General features: G+C 63.4%; 19 protein-coding genes. All 19 read left to right on the top strand.

The genetic code is table 11. From position 1 onward, the window contains the following. The first annotated feature begins 164 nt into the window (after window positions 1–164). The 19 genes from GRI32_RS09360 (at window position 165) to GRI32_RS09450 (ending at window position 22,284) form a co-directional block, all read left to right on the top strand. Complete coding sequence (locus tag GRI32_RS09360) at window positions 165–704, top strand: division/cell wall cluster transcriptional repressor MraZ (RefSeq protein ID WP_237437490.1); 540 nt, start codon at window positions 165–167, stop codon at window positions 702–704. Continuing rightward, a complete protein-coding gene (rsmH, locus tag GRI32_RS09365; protein ID WP_160591556.1) occupies window positions 701–1,687 on the top strand; it encodes a 16S rRNA (cytosine(1402)-N(4))-methyltransferase RsmH in 987 nt (328 codons plus the stop codon). Before GRI32_RS09360 ends, rsmH begins: the two co-directional genes overlap by 4 nt. After that, the gene (locus tag GRI32_RS09370; protein WP_160591558.1) at window positions 1,684–2,244 is read left to right on the top strand and encodes a hypothetical protein; all 561 of its coding nucleotides are present in this window, start codon (window positions 1,684–1,686) and stop codon (window positions 2,242–2,244) included. Before rsmH ends, GRI32_RS09370 begins: the two co-directional genes overlap by 4 nt. Continuing rightward, window positions 2,241–3,998 carry a penicillin-binding transpeptidase domain-containing protein gene (locus GRI32_RS09375; RefSeq protein WP_160591560.1) on the top strand — a complete coding sequence of 586 codons (1,758 nt, stop codon included), beginning with the start codon at window positions 2,241–2,243 and terminating at the stop codon, window positions 3,996–3,998. Before GRI32_RS09370 ends, GRI32_RS09375 begins: the two co-directional genes overlap by 4 nt. Then, window positions 3,998–5,470 (top strand): UDP-N-acetylmuramoyl-L-alanyl-D-glutamate--2,6-diaminopimelate ligase, encoded by a 1,473-nt coding sequence (locus GRI32_RS09380; protein ID WP_160591562.1) that lies wholly within the window; start codon window positions 3,998–4,000, stop codon window positions 5,468–5,470. Before GRI32_RS09375 ends, GRI32_RS09380 begins: the two co-directional genes overlap by 1 nt. Beyond that, window positions 5,467–6,924, top strand: a complete 1,458-nt coding sequence (locus tag GRI32_RS09385; protein ID WP_160591564.1) for a UDP-N-acetylmuramoyl-tripeptide--D-alanyl-D-alanine ligase — start codon at window positions 5,467–5,469, stop codon at window positions 6,922–6,924. Before GRI32_RS09380 ends, GRI32_RS09385 begins: the two co-directional genes overlap by 4 nt. 13 nt (window positions 6,925–6,937) lie before the next feature. Next, window positions 6,938–8,008, top strand: coding sequence for a phospho-N-acetylmuramoyl-pentapeptide-transferase (mraY, locus tag GRI32_RS09390; protein WP_160591566.1), 1,071 nt, complete (start codon window positions 6,938–6,940; stop codon window positions 8,006–8,008). Beyond that, a complete protein-coding gene (gene murD, locus GRI32_RS09395) occupies window positions 8,005–9,360 on the top strand; it encodes a UDP-N-acetylmuramoyl-L-alanine--D-glutamate ligase (RefSeq protein ID WP_160591568.1) in 1,356 nt (451 codons plus the stop codon). Before mraY ends, murD begins: the two co-directional genes overlap by 4 nt. After that, window positions 9,357–10,580 (top strand): peptidoglycan glycosyltransferase FtsW, encoded by a 1,224-nt coding sequence (locus GRI32_RS09400; protein ID WP_160591570.1) that lies wholly within the window; start codon window positions 9,357–9,359, stop codon window positions 10,578–10,580. Before murD ends, GRI32_RS09400 begins: the two co-directional genes overlap by 4 nt. Next, entirely contained in the window at window positions 10,577–11,851 is a 1,275-nt protein-coding gene (gene murG / locus GRI32_RS09405; RefSeq protein WP_160591572.1) for an undecaprenyldiphospho-muramoylpentapeptide beta-N-acetylglucosaminyltransferase, read from the top strand. The genes GRI32_RS09400 and murG overlap by 4 nt, the downstream gene beginning before the upstream one ends. Continuing rightward, on the top strand, window positions 11,848–13,263 hold the full coding sequence (murC, locus tag GRI32_RS09410; RefSeq protein WP_160591574.1) for a UDP-N-acetylmuramate--L-alanine ligase: 1,416 nt from the start codon (window positions 11,848–11,850) through the stop codon (window positions 13,261–13,263). Before murG ends, murC begins: the two co-directional genes overlap by 4 nt. Continuing rightward, a complete protein-coding gene (gene murB / locus GRI32_RS09415) occupies window positions 13,260–14,240 on the top strand; it encodes a UDP-N-acetylmuramate dehydrogenase (RefSeq protein ID WP_160591576.1) in 981 nt (326 codons plus the stop codon). Before murC ends, murB begins: the two co-directional genes overlap by 4 nt. Further along, complete coding sequence (locus GRI32_RS09420; RefSeq protein ID WP_160591578.1) at window positions 14,237–15,202, top strand: D-alanine--D-alanine ligase; 966 nt, start codon at window positions 14,237–14,239, stop codon at window positions 15,200–15,202. Before murB ends, GRI32_RS09420 begins: the two co-directional genes overlap by 4 nt. Then, window positions 15,202–16,110: a cell division protein FtsQ/DivIB gene (locus GRI32_RS09425; RefSeq protein WP_160591580.1), complete on the top strand. Its 909-nt coding sequence runs from the start codon at window positions 15,202–15,204 to the stop codon at window positions 16,108–16,110. The genes GRI32_RS09420 and GRI32_RS09425 overlap by 1 nt, the downstream gene beginning before the upstream one ends. Beyond that, window positions 16,110–17,399: a cell division protein FtsA gene (ftsA, locus tag GRI32_RS09430; RefSeq protein ID WP_160591582.1), complete on the top strand. Its 1,290-nt coding sequence runs from the start codon at window positions 16,110–16,112 to the stop codon at window positions 17,397–17,399. The genes GRI32_RS09425 and ftsA overlap by 1 nt, the downstream gene beginning before the upstream one ends. A gap of 118 nt (window positions 17,400–17,517) precedes the next feature. Continuing rightward, complete coding sequence (gene ftsZ, locus GRI32_RS09435) at window positions 17,518–19,215, top strand: cell division protein FtsZ (RefSeq protein WP_160591584.1); 1,698 nt, start codon at window positions 17,518–17,520, stop codon at window positions 19,213–19,215. 46 nt (window positions 19,216–19,261) lie between these two features. Continuing rightward, entirely contained in the window at window positions 19,262–20,791 is a 1,530-nt protein-coding gene (locus tag GRI32_RS09440; protein ID WP_160591586.1) for a tetratricopeptide repeat protein, read from the top strand. Window positions 20,792–20,965: 174 nt separating this feature from the next. After that, the gene (locus GRI32_RS09445; protein ID WP_160591589.1) at window positions 20,966–21,472 is read left to right on the top strand and encodes a type III secretion system chaperone family protein; all 507 of its coding nucleotides are present in this window, start codon (window positions 20,966–20,968) and stop codon (window positions 21,470–21,472) included. Window positions 21,473–21,480: 8 nt separating this feature from the next. After that, window positions 21,481–22,284, top strand: a complete 804-nt coding sequence (locus GRI32_RS09450) for a pyrroline-5-carboxylate reductase family protein (RefSeq protein WP_337190196.1) — start codon at window positions 21,481–21,483, stop codon at window positions 22,282–22,284. The last annotated feature ends 44 nt before the right edge of the window (window positions 22,285–22,328 follow it).

Genomic DNA, 22,328 nt, shown 5'->3' on the forward strand with positions numbered 1-22,328 from the left:
AAATACAGGGTTTTGTGGCAGTTTCCCCACATTTCCCGTATTTTCCCCTTCCCACCCGCCTTTCTCCGCGTTACATAAACTCTCCATCGGACAAGCCGTTTGCGTTGCATCCCGTTTTTCGGGGTGGACGGGCTGTGCACCTGCACGGCGCGAACGCTGGCGGCTTGCCCATTGAATTGGATCCCGAATGTGTGGGGCTGGGGGAAGTGACGCAGGCAGTTGCAGGATTTAGCGGTCAGGGCTTTTCGCTTCGCGGCGAGAAGGATCGCTTCGTGCTGCCGCCGGAAATGCGCAATCCCATCGCCGAAGCCAGCGACGAGCGCGTACTGTGCGTGGGCAAGCATGACAGCTGGCCGTGCCTGGTGGGCTTTGGCTCTGACCGTATCGCCCGCTTCGATGAAATTCTCGCCCAGCAGCAGGAAGAGGCCCGGCAGAACGGTGACAAGTTCGACCGCGCCATCCGCTCTGGCAGGTTGTGGAGCTTCAAGCGTCACAGCTTCGATGCCAGCGGCCGCTTCGTGCTCAATCCCTCATCGGTCAAGCTCGGCAAGATCGAGGACAAGCTCTATTTCCACGGTGTCGGCGATGTGATCACCATCTGGAACCCCGACATATTGATGGGGCTGGGCGACGATTTCGACTTCTTCAAGATCTATTGCGAGCAGGAAATGGCCGAGGCTGCGGCCAAGGGGAGGGGCAAGTGACCGCCGCCAATCCTTCCGGCCAGTCCTCCTCCGGCGCCCCCCATGTGCCCGTCCTGCTGGACGAAGTTCTGGCCGCGCTTGCCATCGCGCCGGGCGATGTGGTGATCGATGCCACATTCGGTGCAGGCGGCTATACGCGCGCCTTTCTGGATGCCGGTGCCACGGTGCATGCCTTCGACCGCGATCCCGATGCCATTGAGGCGGGTCACGGCTGGGCCGAGACGAAGGAGCAGCCACCGCGCCTGGTCCTCCATCCGCGCCGCTTTTCCGAGATGGTGGAGGCGATGGCCGAAGTCGGCATTGCGCAGGTTGACGGCATTGCCATGGATATCGGCGTTTCCTCCATGCAGCTCGATCAGCCGGAGCGTGGCTTCGCCTTTTCCAGCAACGGCCCGCTCGACATGCGGATGGACCGCGAACGCCCCAACGCTGCCGATTTCGTCAATGAGGCGGATGAGGGCGAGATTGCGGACGTGCTCTATCAATATGGCGAGGAACGTCAGTCCCGCCGCGTGGCCCGCGCGATTGTTGCGGCGCGCCCGCTGACCACCACCGGGGAACTGGCGCAGGTGATCCGCAAGGCGCTGGGATACCGGGCCGGCGCGCCGAAGGACCCTGCAACGCGCAGTTTCCAGGCCATCCGCATCCACGTGAACGGCGAACTTGATGAGCTGGCACAGGGCCTTGCCGCGGCAGAGCAGCTGCTGGGTGAAGGCGGGCGGCTGGCTGTCGTCAGCTTCCACAGCCTGGAAGATCGCATGGTCAAGCGCTTCCTGCGCGATGCCGCCAATGCCGCAGCGGGCAAGTCCCGTCACTTGCCCGAACTGGGCGCATCTGCCCCGGCGCGCTTTACCGATCTGACCAAGGCCATTCGCCCGTCTCAGGCGGAGATTGATCGCAATCCGCGCGCGCGCTCGGCCACTTTGCGCGCTGCCCGTCGCACCGCCGCCCCATCACAATCAGCAAGGGAACAGGCCGCATGACACCGCAAGCCCGCTTCCGCCGCATTGGCTGGTTCGCAGCCCTTGGCATTTGCACCGCACTGTATGGCGTATTGCATTTTCAGGTCTGGTCGCTTTCCAGCGAAGTGACCAAGGCAGAGCGCCAGATCGTCTCTCTGGAAGAGCAGAACATGCTGCTCGAAACCGAATTTCTCACCCGCTCGCGGCAGATCCAGCTGGCCGCGTGGAACCGGGTGGATTTTGGCTATAGCGCGCCCAAGGCCGACCAGTTTATCGATAATGAGCGTGAGCTGTCGCGCTTTGCCAGCCCGCGCGCTGCCGGTGCACCGGCACCGATCCGCCTTGCCGGGCAGACCGCGCAGGACGAGGTGAAGCCGTTCCCGCGGCTGGTTTCTCCATTGACCGGCCGTCCGGTGGATGTCGCGCTGGTGGAAACTGGCGGCGGCGGCGCACCGCACACAACGCCGCTGGTCGCCCGCATCGCCCAGCAGACGCTGAGAATTCCGCTTAATGCCAATGCCAGTGCCAGCGCATCGGCTCCGGTAGTGAGAATTGCCCTGGGAGATACCGGGCAGTGAACGCCTATGCCGCCCCAAGCCCGCTGGGCACCGGGCGCATCCGCCTTGTCGATTATCGCCGCCGCTCGCTGCTGGTTGCGCGGCTGCGCGCGTTGCTGGTGCTGCTGGCGTTTCTGCTGATCGCGGTGACGGCGCTGATGCGCATTGCCTATCTCGGCGTTGTCCAGCCGGCCCCGACCCAGCAAAGCATGGCAGAGGCATTGCTGCCCCCGCGCGGGGAGATCACCGATCGCAACGGCGTGCCGCTGGCGCGCGCATTTCCCGCCTATGCCTTGTGGTATAATCCCGCAGCGATGGATGATGGCGGCCCGCCGCTGGTCCATTCGGCCGATGATGTCGCGCGCCGCCTGCATGCGATCTTCCCCGATCTGGACCCGGTCGATGTCGCGCAGAAACTGCGGGCCGGACGCAAGACCTATCTGCGCCGCAGGGTATTGCCCGAAGATGCCAACAAGGTGATGGAAATCGGTGAACTCGCGCTGGAACTGCCGCGTGAGAATGATCGTCATTATCCGCAAGGCTCTCTGGCCGCGCACGTGCTGGGCTATGTGAAGGATGGCCACGGCGCATTGGGCATGGAGGCTGTGCTGGATGATTATCTGATCGACCATGCGCAGCGCAGTGTGCCTTCGGCGCTGTCTATCGATGTGCGCGTGCAAGGCGCGCTGGAAGACGAACTGCGCCGCGGAATGCTGGCGGTGAATGCGGTGGGCGCAGCCGGAATTGTGCTGGATGTGGATACTGGCGAAGTGCTGGCCCTGGCCTCTCTGCCCGATTTCGATCCCAACCAGGTTACCCAGGCCGATCTGGTGCGCACCGAACAGATGGTGGCCAACGGTCAGATGCCCGCAGTGTTCAACCGCGTGACCAACCAGGTGTATGAACTGGGTTCGATCTTCAAGCCACTGACCGTGGCTGCGGCAATCGATGCGGGCAGCATCACCGACCTTTCCCGCACCTATCGCGCCGACCGGCCGATCGAGATGAGCGGCATGCGCATTCGCGACAGTCACGTTATTGGCACCTATCTTAACGCGCCGCAGTCGCTGATCCATTCATCCAATATCGTGACCGCGCAAATCGCCGATAATCTGGGGCCGGACAAGCTGCGCCAGTACATGATGGACCTGGGCATGAATGAGCGGCCCTATATCGAATTGTCAGGACGCGGCATGCCGCTGTGGCCCTCAGGCGACTGGTCGCGCCTTACCGGCATGACGGTTGGCTTCGGGCATGGCCTGGCGGTCAGCCCGCTGCATCTGGCCAGTGCCTATTCCGCCATGGTCAACGGCGGTATCTGGCGCCCGGCCACGTTGCGCCGGGTTGAACCGGGCAATGCCGCGCGCGGCCGCCGCGTGTTCAAGGCCAGCACCAGCGCGCGGATGAACCAGCTGCTGCGCATGATCGCGGTCTATGGCACGGGTCGAAACGCCAATGCGCCCGGCTTCCGCGTGGGGGGCAAGACCGGCTCCGCCGAAAAGCCCAAGAACGGCAGCTATGCCCGCTCCACGCTGGTTTCCACCTTTGCCGCCGCCTTCCCGATGGACCGCCCGCGCTATGTGGTGATCGCCATGCTGGATGAGCCGCAGGGCACGGTCGCCAGTTCATACCAGCGCACCGCCGCCTGGAATGCTGCCCCGATCGTGGGCAATCTGATCCCGCGCATCGGCCCGCAACTGGGCGTGTTGCCCGATGACAGCCGCGACATCGACCTGACAGATCTGCAACCGCTGGTCGCGGGCGAGGCGCACTGATGAAGCTTGCACAGCTTGCCGCAGCCATCGGTCAGGATGCAGGGGCGGCGGGTGAAAGCCGTGTCACGGGTTTTGCCATCGATCATCGCAAGGTCGCTCCCGGCAATATATTCGGCGCGTTCCAGGGCGTTAAGGTGAACGGCGAAGATTATATCTCTGCTGCCGTCGCCTCTGGCGCGGTGGCCGTTGTCGCGCGGCCAGAGGCGCAAGTGGTTGGCGCCGTACATCTGGCCGATCCACTGCCGCGCCGCGCCTTTGCCCGCATCGCCGCGCGTTTCTTCACCCCTGTTCCCGAAACCATCGTTGCCGTCACCGGCACCAATGGCAAAACCTCCACCGTGGAAATGACCCGGCAGATATGGCGCATGTGCGGATGCCGCGCGGCCTCGATCGGTACGCTGGGTGTGACCACTCCCGATGAAAGCGTCTCCACCGGACTGACTACGCCCGACATCGTGACTTTCCTGTCCAACATGACCGGTCTGGCGCGCGAAGGCGTGACGCATGTGGCCTATGAAGCATCGAGCCACGGCCTTGCCCAATATCGCAACGAAGGCCTGCCCGTGCGCGCCGGGGCATTTACCAATCTCAGCCGCGACCACCTCGATTACCATGCCGACATGGAGGACTATTTCGCCGCCAAGATGCGGCTGTTTTCCGAGATTGTGGACGATGGCGGCGCTGCCGTGATCTGGGCGGATGACGCATGGTCAGCGCGGGCGATAGAGGTCGCCAGCGCGCGCGGCCTGTCACTGTTCACTGTGGGTGAGGCGGGTGACCAGCTGCGGCTGATTACCCGCAAGCCCAGCCAGCTGGGGCAGGAACTTGAGATTGTCTATGAAGACAACAGCTACAAGGTTCGCCTGCCGCTGATCGGCGCATATCAGGTTGCCAATGCGCTGGTTTCTGCCGGTCTGGCACTGGCCACGGGCTCTCCCGTGGCGCAGGTGATGGATGCGCTGGGCCGGTTGCAGCCAGTGCGCGGGCGACTGGAACGCGCGGCAATCGCGCAGAGCGGCGCACCGGTCTATGTCGATTATGCCCATACGCCCGACGCGCTGGAGGCCGCGATTGCAGCCTTGCGCCCACATGTTACAGGCCGGCTGATCACCGTGTTCGGTGCTGGCGGAGACCGCGATACCGGCAAGCGTGCGCCGATGGGCGCTGCTGCCGTGGCCGGATCGGACATGGTCATCGTCACCGATGACAATCCACGCGGGGAGGACCCGGCGGCGATCCGCGCGGCCATCCTGCAGGGTGCAGCGGGGGCGCAGGAAATTGGCGACCGGCGTCAGGCCATCGCTGCGGCCATCGCTGCGGCAGGTGCGGACGATATCGTGCTGATCGCCGGCAAGGGACACGAACAGGGACAGATTGTGGGCACAGGGGACAATATGCGCGTTCTGGCTTTCGACGATGTGACCGTTGCGCGCGAATGCGCCGCACAATTGGCAGGAGCTGCCGGACAATGAATGCCGTTGCACAGATATTGCGCTGGCCCCAGGCCGATGCCGACCGCCTGCGCCTTGCGTTGTGGAGTGCGCAGGAAATCGCCCGGGCAACCGGCGGCAAGGCGAGCGGGGACTTTCAGGTCTCCGGCGTGGAAATGGATTCGCGCGATGTGCGGTCCGGCGATCTGTTCGTGGCGCTCAAGGGTGAGGCGATGGACGGACACAAGTTCATCGACAAGGCCTTTGCCAGCGGCGCCGCTGCGGCATTGGTGGAGCGTCCGATCGATCAGCCGCATGTGCTGGTAAAAGACACCTCAAGCGCACTTGAGCTTCTTGCCAAAGCCGCACGAAAGCGCGCTTCTGCGACAATTCTGGGGGTGACGGGATCGGTTGGCAAGACCGGCGTAAAGGAAGCGATATTCGCAGCCCTCGAACGTTCCAGCAAGGGCGCGGCGCACCGTTCCATAAGGTCATACAACAATCACGTGGGCGTTCCGCTCAGCCTTTCCCGCATGCCCCCGCGCAGCAGGTTCGGCGTGTTCGAGATGGGCATGAACCATGCCGGCGAAATCTCCGGCCTCACCGCGCAGGTGCGTCCGCATGTGGCGGTGATCACCACCATTGCGCCTGCCCATATCGAAAACCTTGGCAGTGAAGAGGCGATTGCCGATGCCAAGGCCGAAATCTTCGAAGGCCTGCAAAAGGGCGGCACTGCGGTGATCCCGGCAGACAGCGCGCATTTCGACCGGCTGCGAGATGCGGCGCTGGCCAAGGGCGCGAAGGTGATTTCCTTCGGGCGGGCGCCGCACGCAGACATGCGCCTGCTCGATGCCATTCCCATGGCGCATGGCGGGTCTCTGGTCACGGCAGCCTTTGGCGACCATCGCCTGTGCTTCAATGTTGCCGAGCCGGGCGATCACTGGATATCGAACGCGCTGTGCGTGATGGCTGCCGTCCATGCTGCGGGCGGAGACATGGGGTCCGCCGGGCTGGCTCTGGCGGAGATGGGCGGCCTGAAGGGCCGCGGGGCGCGTTTGCGCATTCCTGTTCCGGGCGGCCATGCCTTGCTGATCGATGAAAGTTACAACGCCAATCCCGCATCGATGCGCGCTACGCTGGCGCAATTGGGCCAGACCCCGGCCACGCGCCGTGTGGCGGTGCTGGGCGCGATGAAGGAATTGGGAGACTTTTCAGAGGGTTTCCATGCCCAGCTGGCAGAGCCTCTGCTGGCAGCCGATGTCGATTTCGTCGTGCTGGTGGGCGAGGAGATGACCGCGCTGGCACGTGAGTTGGGGAAAGGCCTTGCCAATGTGCTTGGCAAGCCCCTGCACTTTGCCCATTGCGAAAATACGGGTGAGGCGATTGCTGCACTGGAGGAATTCGGCATGGCCGGCGGAGACGCCGTGCTGGTGAAGGGTTCCAATTCGGTGGGCCTGTCGCGCCTGGTGGCGCATTTTGGCGCCAGGGAAGGCTGATTCAAGCGGAACAATGCTGTATTTTCTTGCACAATTACTGGATTTCGAAGGCCTGCTAAACCTGATCAGGTACCAGACCTTCCGTTCGGGTGCGGCCATGATGACAGCGCTGGTCATTGGTCTGCTGATCGGTCCCAAATTCATCGCCATGCTGCGCGTGCGCCAGGGCAAGGGACAGCCGATCCGCGCCGACGGCCCGGCCAGCCATCAGGCCAAGGTCGGCACGCCCACCATGGGCGGGCTGATGATCCTGATCGCCCTGATCCTTTCGATGCTGCTGTGGATGGACCTGTCCAACCCGTTCGTATGGGCCTGCCTGGCAGTGACTGCCGGTTTCGGCGTGATCGGCTTTGTCGATGATTTCGACAAGGTGACCAAGCGCAGCCACAAGGGCGTTTCGGGCCGTGTGCGGCTGCTGGCGGAATTCATCGTCGCCGGAATTGCCGCCTATCTGATTGTCGGGGAAATCAACACCAACCTCTATGTGCCCTTCCTGTCCGACCGATCAATTCCGCTCGGCTGGCTGTATTATGTGTTTGCCGCCACGGTGATTGTGGGCGCGGGCAATGCGGTCAATCTGACAGACGGGCTGGACGGCCTTGCCACCATGCCGGTGGTGATCGCGGCGGGCGCTTTCATGCTGATCTGCTATCTGGTGGGCCGCGTCGATTATTCCGAATATCTGGGCATTCCGCACGTTCCGCAAGCAGGCGAACTGGCGATATTATGCGCAGCGATCATGGGGGCAGGCCTTGCCTTCCTGTGGTTCAACGCCCCGCCGGCAGCGGTGTTCATGGGCGATACCGGCAGTCTGGCACTGGGCGGCGCATTGGGTGCGATTGCCGTGGCCAGTCATCACGAGATCGTGCTGGCCATCGTTGGCGGCCTGTTCGTTCTTGAAGCTGTCAGCGTCATCATCCAGGTGTTCTGGTTCAAGCGCACGGGCAAGCGGGTGTTCCGCATGGCCCCGATCCACCATCATTTCGAACAGCTCGGCTGGAAGGAATCGACTGTGGTGATCCGCTTCTGGATTATCTCGATCGTTCTGGCCGTTATCGGTCTTGCAACGTTGAAGCTCAGGTGATCACGGCCAACGCCTTTTCCGGAAAGAAATTTGCCGTCCTCGGCCTTGCCCGATCGGGAATGGCGGTGGCGGAGAGCCTGCTTGCCAGCGGAGCGCAGGTTACTGCATGGGACCGGCAGGATACGCCCCGCCGCAAGCTGGAAGGGCGCGCGACCATTGCCGATCCGATGGAGATCGAACTGGCACAGTTCGATGCCATCGTGGTCTCTCCCGGTGTCCCGCTCAACACCCATCCGCTGACCGAAAAGGCGCGCGCGGCCGGCGTGCCGATCATCGGCGACATAGAGCTGTTCGCCATGGCCCGCAGCGAATTGCCCGCCCACAAGGTGGTGGGCATCACCGGCACCAATGGCAAATCCACCACTACCGCGCTGGTTCATCACCTGCTCGATCAGGCCGGTGTTCCGGCGCGCATGGGCGGCAATATCGGCCTGCCCGTGCTGGGCAGTGATCCACTGCCTGTTGGCGGTGTCTATGTGCTGGAGCTTTCCAGCTACCAGATCGACCTGACCCGTTCGCTGGCCTGCGAAGCTGCTGCGCTGATCAATATCACGCCCGATCATCTGGACAGGTATGATGGCTTTGCCGCCTATGCCGCATCCAAGGCGCGCTTGCTGGCCATGCAGGATGAAGGCCAGTTCGCCGTGTTCGGCTGCGACGATGATGAAACGCGCGCGGTGCAGGCCGTGGAAGCTGGCCGCCGCGCTGCCGGACGCGCCGTGTGCGCTTCGGCCTCCGGGCTGGCACAGCATCAGGGTGACTGGCCCAGCCTGCAGGGGCCACATAATCTGCAGAACGCCGCCATCGCCGCTGCGCTGGTGGAGGAACTGGGGCTGACCCGCGCACAGGTGCTGGAAGGGCTGGCCAGCTTTGCCGGACTGCCGCACCGCATGGAAGTGCTCGGCACGTTCGATGGCGTGCTGGTGATCAATGACAGCAAGGCCACCAATCCTGCGTCCACCGCGCCCGCGCTGGCCGCCTATGCTCCGGGACCGGAACCGCGCATTCACTGGATTTGCGGCGGATTGCCCAAGGCGGACAATCTGGACGAATGCATACCGTTCTTCGGCAATGTCGTCGCCGCCTACACTATTGGCGAGGCGGGCGTGCTGTTCACCCAATTGCTGTCTCCGTACATGCCGGTGCACAATTGCGAGATGCTGTGCGAAGCCACCACGCGGGCACTGGATGCGGCCAAGCCGGGCGACGTTGTCCTGCTCTCGCCTGCCTGCGCCAGTTTTGACCAGTTCCGCGATTATGAAGTGCGCGGCGATACGTTCCGCGAAATCGTGGCCGGACTTACCGGCAGCGATCCTGCGAAAGCCGGATTTTCCGCGAGGTCCGCAGCATGACGACGGCGCGCCCGTATATTCCCCGGCCCGGCAAGCCTGCACCTCAGACCGCGCGCTTCCCGCGTGATCGCAAGCGCCAGTTGCAGGTGTGGTGGCGGGAGATTGACCGCGTGCTGCTGATGCTGGTGCTCGCCTTGATGACGCTGGGGACGATTGCCGTGCTGGCCGCATCTCCTGCCAGTGCAGACAGGCTTTCGACCGCAGATCAAACGCTGGACCCGCTGTATTTCTTCATGCGGCACATCATCTGGCAGGTGGCTGCGCTTGGCGTGATGCTGGGTACGTCCCTGCTGCCGCAGGATATGGCACGGCGTGAAGCCATCCTGCTGTCGGCAGCGATGCTGGTGATGCTGTTGCTGGTGCCGTTGATCGGGGTGGAGAAGAACGGCGCCACGCGCTGGCTCAATCTGGGAATCGTTTTCCAGCCCTCGGAATTCCTCAAACCGGCCTTTGCGGTGACGCTGGCGTGGATCTTGTCGTGGAAGATCCGCGATCCCAGCCTGCCCGTCATCGGCATTTCGGCGGCGCTGGTCGGCACCATCGTATTCCTGCTGATGGCGCAGCCCAATTTCGGCGAAGCGATCCTGTTTGTGGGCAGCTGGTTTGTGCTGGTGATGCTGGCGGGCCTGCCCCTGCAGCGCATCGGCATTCTGGCCGGTGTTGGCCTTGCGGGACTCGTGCTGGCCTACAGTTTCTATGAAAACGCCCGTAACCGCATCGATTCCTTCCTTGGCGGGGGCAGTGCCTTTGACCAGGTGGATCTTGCCAGCCGCACGCTGATGGGCGGCGGCTGGACAGGAACCGGGCTGGGGCTGGGCAGGCAGAAGATGAACCTGCCAGAGGCGCATACGGATTATATCTTCTCGGTCATCGGCGAGGAATTCGGCCTGCTTGCGTGCATGGTGATCGTCGCCCTCTATCTCGCCATCGTGGTGCGCGTTCTGGTGCGGCTGATGGATGAGGACCGGCTGTTCAACATTCTGGCCGCCAGCGGGCTGATTGCCCTGTTTGGCGGGCAGGCTTTCATCAATATTCTCGTCAACCTGCAACTTTTCCCGTCCAAGGGCATGACCTTGCCTTTGGTGAGTTATGGCGGATCGTCTACCATCGCCCAGTGCTTCACAATTGGCATGTTGCTGACCATTACCAGGCGCAACCCATATCTCAGCCGCGAAGCATTCGATCTGCGCGGCTCGCTGGAGAAAGAGACGAGGCCATGAGTTCGGTTAGCTGTCATTATGTTCTGGCCGCAGGTGGTACCGGCGGACATCTGACACCTGCCTTCGCGCTGGCGGCAGAGCTGGAGAAGCGCGGCCATCACGTGGCGCTGATCACGGACAAGCGCGGATCGGAAATTCCCGGAAAGCCCGATTTCCTGCCCGCCCATGTCCTGCCGGCGGGGCGTTTCGGCAAGAACCCGCTGCGCTGGCCGACGGGCATTTCCGCCGTGTTGCAAGGGCGCGGAATGGCAAAACGCCTGTATGAGACATTTCAGCCCAGCGCGGTGATCGGCTTTGGCGGCTATCCCGCCTTGCCCGCGCTGCTGGCGGCGAGTTCAGCCGGAATTCCCACCATTATTCACGAGCAGAATGCCGTTCTGGGCCGGGTCAACCGGCTGCTGTCAGGACGGGTGAGCGCCATCGCCACCGCCTATCCCGATGTGCAGCGGCTGAAGGGCAAATATGCGCCCAAGACCCATCTGGTGGGCAATCCGGTGCGGCCCGAAGTGCTGGCGCTGCGCGATGAGGAATTTCCCGCCTTCACCGCCGATGGCCTGTTTCGCGTGCTGGTGACGGGCGGCAGCCAGGGCGCGCGGATCTTGTCCGAAGTGGTGCCCGATGCGCTGTCCATGTTGCAACCCGCGCTGCGCAGCCGCCTGCAGATTACCCAGCAATGCCGCCCGGAAGATCTGGAACGGGTGCGGGATCGCTATGCCGAATATGCGATACCGGCGGAGCTTGGCACCTATTTCGAGGATATGCAGAACCGGCTTGCCGATACGCATCTGTTTATCGGCCGTGCAGGGGCATCCACCATTGCCGAACTGACTGCCGTGGGTCGTCCGGCGATCCTGATCCCGCTGCCCATTGCCACAGACGATCATCAGACCGCCAATGCCCGCGAAATGGTCAAGGCTGGCGGCGCGCGGTCCATTCGCCAGGCGATGGCGACCGTGCCCAATCCCGATGATGCATCCGGCACCAAGGCCAATGCCATGCGCCACCGTCAGGCCGACCTGTTCCAGAAAATGGCCAAGGATATCTCCAAGCAGATACAGGCGATGGCGCAGCATCCCGAAACGCTTGCCACGGCTGCCCATGCGGCGTGGAACTGCGGTCGCCCCGATGCCGCGGAAAAACTTGCCGATCTGGTTGAAAGCTTCGGCGCCACGCCCATTCAGGACGTGATCCGCGTTGGCGCAAAGACCGCGCGCGGTTCCACCAGGAATGCCACCGCATCGCAGGGCGCAGCAAAGGACAGCAACTCGTGAAGGCGATCGGCACCGATATCGGCACGATCCATTTCGTGGGCATTGGCGGCATCGGCATGTCCGGCATTGCCGAGGTGATGCACAATCTGGGCTACCACGTGCAGGGCTCCGACATTGCCGAAAGCGCCAGCGTGGAAAGGCTGCGCGCGCGCGGCATTTCCGTGATGATCGGCCAGCGGGCGGAAAATCTGGGCGATGCGGCGGTCGTCGTCACCTCCACCGCAGTCAAGCGCGACAATCCGGAGGTTGCCGCGGCACTGGAATCGCGCATCCCTGTGGTGCGCCGGGCGGAGATGCTGGCAGAGCTGATGCGCCTGAAGCGCACCGTCGCCGTTGCCGGCACGCATGGCAAGACCACCACCACATCGATGGTGGCGGCGCTGCTGGATGCGGGCGGGATCGACCCCACGGTCATCAATGGCGGGATCATCGAAAGCTACGGTTCCAACGCCAGGCTTGGTGCCAGTGACTGGATGGTGGTGGAGGCGGATGAGAGCGACGGCTCCTTCCTGCGGCTGGACGGCACGATTGCGGTCGTCACCAATATCGATCCGGAGCACCTCGACCATTACGGCACTTTCGATGCGGTGAAGGAAGCCTTCCTGCAATTTATCGAGAATGTGCCCTTCTATGGTGCGGCTGTGCTGTGCGTGGACCACCCTGAAGTGCAAAACGTGATTGCCCGCGTGCGTGATCGCCGCGTCATCACCTATGGCTTTTCCCCTCATGCAGACGTGCGGGCGGAAAACATCGCCAGCGAAGGCGGCTCCACCCGTTTCGATGCCGTGCAGCGCGACCGCGACGGGAATGAACGGCGCATCGCCAATATCGTGCTGCCCATGCCCGGGCGTCACAATGTCCAGAACGCGCTGGCGGCGATTGCCGTGGCGGTGGAAATGGGCTGCGACGATGACACCATCCGCACTGGCTTTGCCCGGTTTGGCGGAGTGCGCAGGCGCTTCACGCTGGTGGGCGAGGTGGACGGTGTTCGCGTGATCGACGACTATGCCCATCACCCGGTTGAAATCCGCGCGGTCCTCTCGGCTGCGCGCGAAGCGGCAAAGGGGCGGGTGATCGCGGTCGCCCAGCCGCATCGCTATACCAGGCTGCGCGATCTGCTGGCAGAGTTCCAGGGCGCCTTTGCCGATGCCGATATCGTCTTTGCCGCGCCCGTCTATGCTGCGGGCGAACAGCCGATCGCCGGGGCGGACAGCACCGCCCTTGTCGCTGGCCTCAAGGCGCGCGGCCATCGCAATGCCAGCGAGATCGCCGGGCCAGAGGAACTGGCGAGCGAACTCGCCGGAATAATCGAGACAGGAGACATCATCGTGTGCCTTGGCGCGGGCGATATCACCAAATGGGCGGCGGGACTTGCCGCATCCATCAAGGCAGCAAGGTCAAAAGCGGCATGAACTGGCGCACGCAAACGGGCGATGAACTGCTGGGCGCCAACGCGCCGGGATCGGATGAGGACGTGGGCCAGCCCGATGTCGTCACCTCACCCGTGCGCGGCAAGCTGGTCAAGGATGCCCCGCTGGACAGGCTGGTGTGGTTCAAGAGCGGCGGTGCGGCGGATTACCTGTTCGAACCTGCCGATCTGGACGATCTTACCCGTTTCCTGTCCGGGCTGGACGAAGGCACGCCGGTCATGGCGCTGGGTCTGGGATCGAACCTGATCATCCGCGATGGCGGGGTGCCGGGCGTGGTGGTGCGGCTGGGCAAGCCCTTTGCCAGCGTGGAAGTGCGGCGGGACAATATCATCGAATGCGGCGGCGGTGCGCCGGGCATTCTGGTTGCATCAACCGCGCGCGATGCGGGCATTGCCGGTCTGGAGTTCCTGCGCGGAATACCCGGTACGGTGGGCGGTTTCGTGCGCATGAACGGCGGAGCCTACGGGCGCGAAGTGGCGGATATATTGATCGATTGCGATGTGGTGATGCCGGGCGGCGAATGCGTGAATATCCCGGCACAGGACCTTGGCTACAGCTATCGTCATTCCAAACTGCCCGATGGGGCGATTGTGGTGGCAGCCCGTTTCCAGGGCGATCCGGGCGATCCGGTGGCTATCGGCAAGGAAATGGACCGCATCGCCGCCGAACGCGAGGCATCGCAACCATTGCGTTCCAAAACCGGCGGTTCGACTTTCAAGAACCCTGACCCTGCTGCGGCAGGCGGGCGCAAGGCATGGCAACTGGTGGACGAGGCCGGCTGCCGTGGCCTGAAGATGGGCGGCGCACAGGTGAGTGAGAAACACGCCAATTTCCTGATCAACACCGGCGATGCCACCAGCAGCGATATCGAAGGGCTGGGAGAGGAAATTCGCCGCCGCGTTTCTGAAAAGACGGGCGTGGCGCTGGAATGGGAAATTCAGCGGGTGGGCAGACCATGAGCCTTCTGCCGCACCTGCATGTCGTCGTCCTGATGGGCGGCTGGGCCAATGAGCGCGAGGTTTCGCTGATGTCGGGCAATGGCGTGGCCAATGCTCTTGAAGGGCTGGGCCACCGCGTCACCCGCATCGATCTGGACCGCGACATAGCCGCCAGATTGCGTGAGGCCGCGCCCGATGTGGTGTTCAATGCGCTGCACGGCGTGCCGGGTGAAGATGGCACGGTGCAGGGCATGATGGACCTGATGGGCATTCCCTATACACACTCGGGCCTCGCCACTTCGGTTGTCGCCATCGACAAGGAACTGACCAAGCAGGCGCTGGTGCCGCATGGCATTCCGATGCCGGGCGGGCGCATCGTGCACAGCGAAGACCTGTATGCCGGCGATCCGATCGCGCGGCCCTATGTGCTCAAGCCGCTCAACGAAGGATCTTCCGTGGGTGTTGCGATCATCACGGATGAGAGCAATTGCGGCAATCCCATCCGCCGCGATGCCGAAGGGCCGTGGCAGAAGTTCGAAACGCTGCTGGCAGAACCGTATATTCGCGGGCGCGAGCTGACCACGGCGGTGCTGGGTGACCGCGCCCTGATGGTGACCGAGCTGGTGCCCAAGAGCGGCTTTTACGATTTCACCGCGAAATATACCGATGGCATGACAGAGCATGTATGCCCCGCGCATATTCCGCCGGAAATCGAGAAATTGTGCCTCGAATATGCGTTGCAGGCGCATCGCAGGCTGGGATGCCGCGGTGTCAGCCGATCCGACTTCCGCTGGGATGACGAGCGCGGGGAAGACGGGCTGTTCCTGCTGGAAACCAACACCCAGCCGGGCATGACCCCGCTCAGCCTGGTGCCCGAGCAGGCCTTGCATTGCGGTATTGCCTATCCTGAACTGGTGGAAATCATCATCAAGGATGCGCTGGACCATTTCGCCAAATTGTCACCGGGGGGAGCGTCCTCCTGATGGCCCAGACAATCCGCCGCAACGCCACCGGGGTTCGCCGTCAGGCCAAGGCGCAGGGACGCCAGGGCCAGGTGCGCAAGGCACGGGCGAAGACCACGTCGGTGCTCGACCGGATCATGCAGGCATTGCCCTTCACCGAAGAGCAGTGGCACCGCTTCTTCATCGTCCTGATATTCGCCTTCGTGCTGGCGCTGGTGGTGGTGGTGGCGCGGGTCACGGGAGTCAGCGAAATCGCCTCGCAGCGGTTCGCGCGGACCGCGGCCAATGCCGGTTACAAGGTTCGCCATGTGGAGGTGCTGGGCACCAATCGCCTCAACGAGATGGAAGTCTATGCGCTTGCCATCGGCAATGAGGACCTGGCCATGCCTCTGGTCGATCTGGAGGAATTGCGCGGCAGGATCGAAGCGCTCGACTGGGTCAAGGATGCGCGTGTCTCGCGCCAACTGCCCGATGCGCTGGTGATCGATATCGTCGAGCGGGAGCCGCATGCGGTGCTGCGCCGGGCAGACCGGCTGATGCTGATCGACCCCACCGGCGTGGAACTGGACCCGATCTCTCCCGCCGATGCGGAGGGCATGCTGGTGATTGCCGGTGAAGGTGCGCAGTCGCAGGTGGAAGCGCTGACCCGGCTGCTCGATACAGCGCCTGCCCTGCGTCCGCAGGTTGTGGGCGCGGAATGGGTTGGCAATCGCCGCTGGAACCTGACTTTCCGCACCGATCAGCAACTGGCCCTGCCCGAAGGGGAGGACCGCGCCGCAGCCGCCCTGATCAGCTTTGCCCGGGCAGACGGACTGCACCGCCTGATTGGCGGCGAAGTGGCCGGTTTCGACATGCGCAATCCGCCGCGCATGTATCTGCGCGTGCCGGGACGGGCCGATCGCGAACTCGATTTGCAGGAGGACAGCTGATGGCCAGCCAGCCACGGATCACGCAGGTCATCGGCGCCGTGAACATCGGCTCTTTCCGCATTTCCGCCATGATCGCGGGCCTGACCGAGAACGGTGAGCTGCACGTACTGGGCAGCGGCCACCGCGCGGCGCAGGGCATAAAGCGCGGCTATGTCACCGATATGGCGGCGGCCACCTATGCCGTGCGCGATGCGATCGAACGGGCGGAGAAGCTGGCCGGGGTCAATGTCACCAGCGTCTGGATCGGCTGTTCAGGGGCGGGCCTGTATTCCACCATCAGTCCGGTGGAGATCGAGATTGGCGGCAGGCGGATCGAGGAAGAGGATATCGAGCACCTGCTCGTCTCCGCGCGAGAGGGGCTGGAGCCGGACGGGCGCATGGTGCTGCACGCACAGCCCGCGTGCTATTTCCTTGATGGCGCAGACGGCGTGGCCAATCCCAAGGGGCTGCATGCAGACCGGCTGGGCGTGGATATCCACGTGATGCTGGCCGACGGCGCGCCCATGCGCAATGTCACCGAAGCAGTGCAGAATGCCCATCTGGAAGTGGAGGGGATTGTCGCCTCGCCGCTGGCTGCCGGTTATGCCTGCCTCACGCCGGAAGAGCGCGACCTGGGTGTGGCGCTGGTGGAATTTGGCGGAGAAGTGACCAATGTCGCCGTTTACGCCGGCGGCATGCTGGTGGGGCTGCATTCCATCTCACGCGGGTCTGCCGACATCACCGATGCGATTGCATCTGCCTTTGGCATCAGGCGGTTCCAGGCAGAGCGGCTGAAGTGCGTTTCAGGCTCGGCCATTGCCAGCCCGTCCGATCACCGCGAGATGATTAGCGTGACCGGTCCTGACGACGATGGCACCGGCCATGTGGCGCGCGGCGCCGATGATCGCGGCAGAATTCCGCGCGCGGAACTGATCTCCGTCATCACGGCCGAGCTTGACGGATTGATGAGCGATGTTGGCCGCGCGCTGGAGAAAATGGGCTTCACCGGCAGTAAATCTGCTGCCAGGCAGGTTGTGCTGACCGGCGGCGGTGCGGAACTGGCAGGCCTTGCCGATTACGCGCAAAGCGTGCTGGGCACACCGGTGCGGATTGGAAAATCACCGCAGTTGCGCGGGCTTCCCGAAGCGCATGGCGTGCCCGGATTCGCCACGCTGGCGGGGCTGGTGCTGTATGCTGCGGAGGACCCGGTCGATATTCGTTCGGTCGGTTCACGCTTCACCAGCACCACAAGGGTGAGCGGATTTTCGCTTGTCAGGCACGTCTGGTCGGCGATGAAGGACTATTTTTAGACACATCGCCATGCGCGCATGGCTGTGGATACATCCTATTACCTATTAACGGCTGGAATCGCTTTGTGGCACAAGCGAAATATCAATTTTTGTACAGGCTCCTCAGGAGAGCATCGAGATGAGCATCAATATCGGACCCCCCTCGGTTGAAGAACTGCGCCCCCGGATCACCGTGATCGGTGTTGGCGGCGCTGGCGGCAATGCCATTGCCAACATGATCGAATCAGAGATCGAGGGCGTGGATTTCATCGTCGCCAACACAGATGCGCAGGCGCTGAACAACGCGCTTGCGGAACATCGCATCCAGCTTGGCCCGGACATTACCCAGGGCCTGGGTGCCGGTTCGCGCCCGGAAGTGGGCCGCGCGGCGGCAGAGGAAACGATTGCCGAGATCGAGCGCGCGCTGGAAGGCGTGAACATGGTCTTCATCGCTGCCGGCATGGGCGGCGGTACGGGCACTGGCGCTGCGCCGGTGATTGCAGAGATCGCCCGCCGCAACGGTATCCTGACCGTGGGCGTGGTGACCAAGCCGTTCCTGTTCGAAGGCACGCGCCGCATGCGCGCAGCCGAGGCCGGCATTGATGAGCTGCAGAAGAACGTCGATACGCTGATCGTCATTCCCAACCAGAACCTGTTCCTGGTGGCCAAGGCGGAAACCACCTTCAAGGAAGCTTTCATCCTGGCCGATGAAGTGCTCCAGCAGGGTGTGCGCTCGATCACCGATCTGATGGTGATGCCGGGCCTGATCAACCTCGATTTCGCCGATATTCGCTCCGTCATGAACGAGATGGGCAAGGCGATGATGGGCACGGGTGAAGGCGAAGGCCCCAACCGCGCGCTGGAAGCGGCCGAACGCGCCATTGCCAACCCGCTGCTCGATGGCGTGTCGATGCAGGGTGCCAAGGGCGTGATCATCTCCATCATCGGCGGTGAGGACATGAAGCTGCTGGAAGTGGATGAGGCTGCAAACCACATTCGCGAGCTGGTCGATCCCGAAGCCAACATCATCTGGGGCTCAGCCTTCAATCCCGACCTCGATGGCAAGATCCGCGTTTCCGTGGTGGCAACCGGCATAGAGCAAGGCTCCGAACAGGCGCATTCCGCCGGGCAGCCGCTCAACCTGGGTGCGTCGCGCGGGCCGAAGAAGCCCGTTCTGCCGCTTCCCACCGCAGCTGAAATCGGTGCGGATTCGACCGACGAAGATGACCGGGATGATGGCCTGAACGCCTCGTTCGACCTGCCCGAGTCCGAAACGGACGACGGTGATGCCTATTCCTTGCGGGAGGAGGATGAAGCCTCCGACGCGGGTGCCTTGCCTGATGATGGCGAAGACGATGGCTTCACCGGTTCCGTGACCGAGAATTTCGCGGCCATGTCGGCCCGGTCCGGCGATCAGGGCGGTGATGCACCAGGCAGCGATGATATGTTCGAACTGACGCAGGAGGCGCAACCCGCTTCTGAAACTGGCGATGCCGGTGCGGCAGAAACGGGCGATGCGCGCGGGCAGGATGAGCTGCTGCTCGATGCCTCGCGTCTGGCCGAAGCCAATCAGCCGATCCCTGACCCTCAGGCAAACAGGCGCCGCCGGTTCTTCGGCGGTCCCGATGATGCTGCTCCACAGGCTGAGGCTGCTCCGGCAGAACCGAAACCGGCTGCTGCGTCAGCTGCTGCCCCTGCCGGTGGAAGTACGCTGTTTGAACGGATGGCCAACCTCTCGCGCGCAGGCATGGAAGATGAGAACGAGGAAGATGACGAGGAAGAGCAGAGCTCGGCCATGCGTATTCCCCGCTTTCTTGGCCGCCAGAACAATCAATAGCCGGTCATTTTTCCGGCGTTCAGGCCGGGATGTGTATTCGGCAGCGATGATCGTAAAAACCAACCGGGTCCGCCCTCATCGCGCACTGCTGCTGTGCGCGGTGGGTGCGTTCCAATGTCTTTGCGCCCCGTTTGCTGTGCAGGCACAGGAAGTGGTTCAGCAATTGCCCAATCCCGCGTCGGAGCGCCTGAATGAGGCGTTGCGGCGTCTTTCACGCGCACCCGAATCGCTCCCCGCGCTCATCGCTGCAGGGCGCGCCTCACTGGAACTGGGCGATGTGGATGCGGCTGCGGGCTTCTTTGTCCGCGCGCGCGCCGTTTCGCCCGATGATGGTGCGGTGCTATCCGGCCTGGCGCTAGTTTCCCTGCGCCAGGAAGACCCGGTTGCGGCGCTCGACCTGTTCGACCGGGCGCAGGCCGCAGGCGAAAATCTGGATGGCTATGCTGCGGATCGCGGGCTGGCGTTCGACCTGATCGGTCAGAATGCCCGCGCGCAGGAACTATATGGGCAGGCATTATCACGCGATGAAAATGCCGAAACGGTGCGGCGCCTTGCCCTCAGCTACGCCATTGCCGGCGATCAGGCCGCGTCCGAAGCGATCCTGCTCCCCTTGTTGCAGCGCCGCGACCTTGCCGCCTATCGCACGCGCGCCTTCGCGCTGGCGATTCTGGGCCGGGAGGATGAAGCGGTCTCGATTGCCGAGACGATGCTGCCACCACGCATATCGCGCCGGATGGGGCCGTACCTGCGCTATATGCAGCGGCTGACCCCGGCACAGCAGGCGGCTGCAGCCAATCTGGGTTCGTTCCCCAGGGCGGCAGACATTGGCCGTGATGAGCCGCGCCTTGCCCGCAATGCCGCCACGCCGCTGCCATCGTCACCGTCCAGCAATGTCGATGCGCGGCTGATCCCCGGCGGTCCGGCACTGGGTAGCGCGGCCCTGGGTAGCGCTGCTGAAGAACTGCCCGCCCTGGCAAGCGCTGAACCGGTGGTGCCAGAGCCTGAGGCCCAGCCTTCCTTCTCCATCAGCGAGGAAGTGCCTGCACAGGCGGCAGTTGTGGCAGTCGCCGATCCCGCACCAACACCCGCAGCAACACCGGCCCCGACTCCAACTCCAACTCCTTCTCCAACTCCCGCCGCAACCGTGGTGGCCGAGGAGGAGCCGGTCAGCCTGGCCGATGTGTTTGCTGATTTCTCACTCGAGGAGGAAGCCGCCGCACCGGTTGCTGCACCGGGCGCGGTGGATATCACCGCCATTGTACCTGTGCGTGAGCAGAAGGCACCCGAACCGCCGCCACCGCCCGCACATCCCAGTCGCCACTGGGTGCAGGTCGCTACCGGGCAGGATCTGGCAGCATTCCGCTTTGACTGGCGCCGTCTGGTGCGCAATGCCGATGGCCTGCTGGACAACCGGTCGGCCTATCGCGCGCGCTGGAATCAGACCAACAGGCTGCTGACCGGGCCTTTCGATTCTGCCCGCGCGGCGCAGGAGTTCGTTACCGCACTGGGCAACGCCGGTGTTGATGCGTTTCGGTTCACCAGCGCCGAAGGGGAGGAAGTAACCGCGCTCAACTAGGCGTAAATACGCAGTTGTCCCCAAGCTATCCCCGCCATTCTCCAGCTATTTTTGCACACCTTGCCAACAGCCTTGTCGAGTTCTCCCCGATGACGTCATGGCTCCCCCATTGCGCTTATTCGCCCGGCGCGCGATTTGACTGGCAGAGCAATCCGAGAACGGGATCCCAGTTGTATGAACACCGGGCGTGAGCCGATGCAAGAAGCCGAAGATGCCGCCCCGGTAGAGATGCTGGCGGCGCTGTTCGAGGCGCATGGATGGCCCTGCGAATTCGTCAATGATGACGAAATTTGCGGAGAAATTCAGGGAAGCTGGACGACTTACCAGCTGCGCGGAATCTGGCGTCGAGAAGACCGTGTGCTGCAATTGCTGTGCCTGCCCGAAGTGCGCGTGCCCGATGACAAGAAGCGCGCCGCCTATGAATTGCTGGCGATGATCAACGAACAGCTCTGGCTCGGCCATTTCGATATCTGGACGCAAGGCGGCGTGCTGCTTTATCGCCACGGCCTGATGCTGGGTGACGATGGCATGCTGGGGCTTTCGGTCGCCCAGCTGGCGGTGGAAAGCGCGGTTGCCGAATGCGACCGTTTCTATCCCGCATTCCAGTTTGTGCTGTGGGGAGACAAGAGTGCCCGCGATGCGCTGGATTCCGCTTTGGTGGATGCAGCGGGCGAAGCCTGATATCGGGCATTCCCATGTTCGATTCCATTCTCCTTGTCGGTTGCGGCAATATGGCCGGGGCCATGCTGGAAGGCTGGCTGGCGGCTGGCCGTGATCCGTCCGGCTTCACCGTCGTCGATCCGGTGCGCGATGGTGCGCCGGGCGATATTCCGGTTGCCAGGCAATTGCCGCAAGCGGGTGAATTCGACGCGATATTGCTGGGCGTGAAACCGCAGAACCTGCCCGATGTGGCGCCGCAGGTGGCCCCTCTGGCAGGCAGCGGCACGGTGATCCTGTCGCTGCTGGCGGGGGTTGAACTGGACGTTCTGGCGCAGCATTTTCCAACGGCCCGCGCCCATGTGCGGGTGATGCCCAATCTGGCAGTCTCTCTGGGCAAGGCGCCGGTTGCGCTTGCGCAGGCAGGGCTGGATGAAGCGGGCCGCGATGGCGTGATCGCCCTGATGGCCCCGCTGGGCACGCCCGAATGGATTGGTGAGGACAAGTTCGATCTTGTCACTGCGCTGGCAGGAAGCGGCCCGGCGTTTGTCTATCGCTTTATCGATGCGCTGGGCGGTGCGGCCACTCGTCTGGGCCTGCCCGAAGATCAGGCGCGCCGTCTGGCCATTGCAATGGTGGAAGGCGCAGCGTCGCTGGCGGCGGCATCGCCGCATGATCCGGGCAAGCTGGCAGACATGGTCGCCAGCAAGGGCGGGGTAACCCGCGCCGGGCTGGATGTGCTGGACGATGACGAGGCGCTTAGCCGCCTGATCACCGAATGCCTGCGGGCCGCGCGTGATCGCAGCGCCCAGATGGTGCGCGAAGCCCGCAAATGACGGCTTTGCGCCGTTAACCACAGCGCATACGGTTTCCCTTGAAA

It is taken from the genome of Alteraurantiacibacter aestuarii (genome assembly GCF_009827405.1).
In the GTDB taxonomy this organism is placed as follows: domain Bacteria; phylum Pseudomonadota; class Alphaproteobacteria; order Sphingomonadales; family Sphingomonadaceae; genus Alteraurantiacibacter; species Alteraurantiacibacter aestuarii.

What these genes read in the sequence shown, in the direction of transcription:
- GRI32_RS09370 (WP_160591558.1), top strand. Translation starts at nt 1,684, where the DNA reads ATGACACCGCAAGCCCGCTTCCGCCGCATTGGCTGGTTCGCAGCCCTT.
- GRI32_RS09380 (WP_160591562.1), top strand. Translation starts at nt 3,998, where the DNA reads ATGAAGCTTGCACAGCTTGCCGCAGCCATCGGTCAGGATGCAGGGGCG.
- GRI32_RS09385 (WP_160591564.1), top strand. Translation starts at nt 5,467, where the DNA reads ATGAATGCCGTTGCACAGATATTGCGCTGGCCCCAGGCCGATGCCGAC.
- mraY (WP_160591566.1), top strand. Translation starts at nt 6,938, where the DNA reads ATGCTGTATTTTCTTGCACAATTACTGGATTTCGAAGGCCTGCTAAAC.
- GRI32_RS09400 (WP_160591570.1), top strand. Translation starts at nt 9,357, where the DNA reads ATGACGACGGCGCGCCCGTATATTCCCCGGCCCGGCAAGCCTGCACCT.
- murG (WP_160591572.1), top strand. Translation starts at nt 10,577, where the DNA reads ATGAGTTCGGTTAGCTGTCATTATGTTCTGGCCGCAGGTGGTACCGGC.
- murB (WP_160591576.1), top strand. Translation starts at nt 13,260, where the DNA reads ATGAACTGGCGCACGCAAACGGGCGATGAACTGCTGGGCGCCAACGCG.
- GRI32_RS09420 (WP_160591578.1), top strand. Translation starts at nt 14,237, where the DNA reads ATGAGCCTTCTGCCGCACCTGCATGTCGTCGTCCTGATGGGCGGCTGG.
- GRI32_RS09425 (WP_160591580.1), top strand. Translation starts at nt 15,202, where the DNA reads ATGGCCCAGACAATCCGCCGCAACGCCACCGGGGTTCGCCGTCAGGCC.
- ftsA (WP_160591582.1), top strand. Translation starts at nt 16,110, where the DNA reads ATGGCCAGCCAGCCACGGATCACGCAGGTCATCGGCGCCGTGAACATC.
- ftsZ (WP_160591584.1), top strand. Translation starts at nt 17,518, where the DNA reads ATGAGCATCAATATCGGACCCCCCTCGGTTGAAGAACTGCGCCCCCGG.
- GRI32_RS09440 (WP_160591586.1), top strand. Translation starts at nt 19,262, where the DNA reads ATGATCGTAAAAACCAACCGGGTCCGCCCTCATCGCGCACTGCTGCTG.
- GRI32_RS09445 (WP_160591589.1), top strand. Translation starts at nt 20,966, where the DNA reads ATGAACACCGGGCGTGAGCCGATGCAAGAAGCCGAAGATGCCGCCCCG.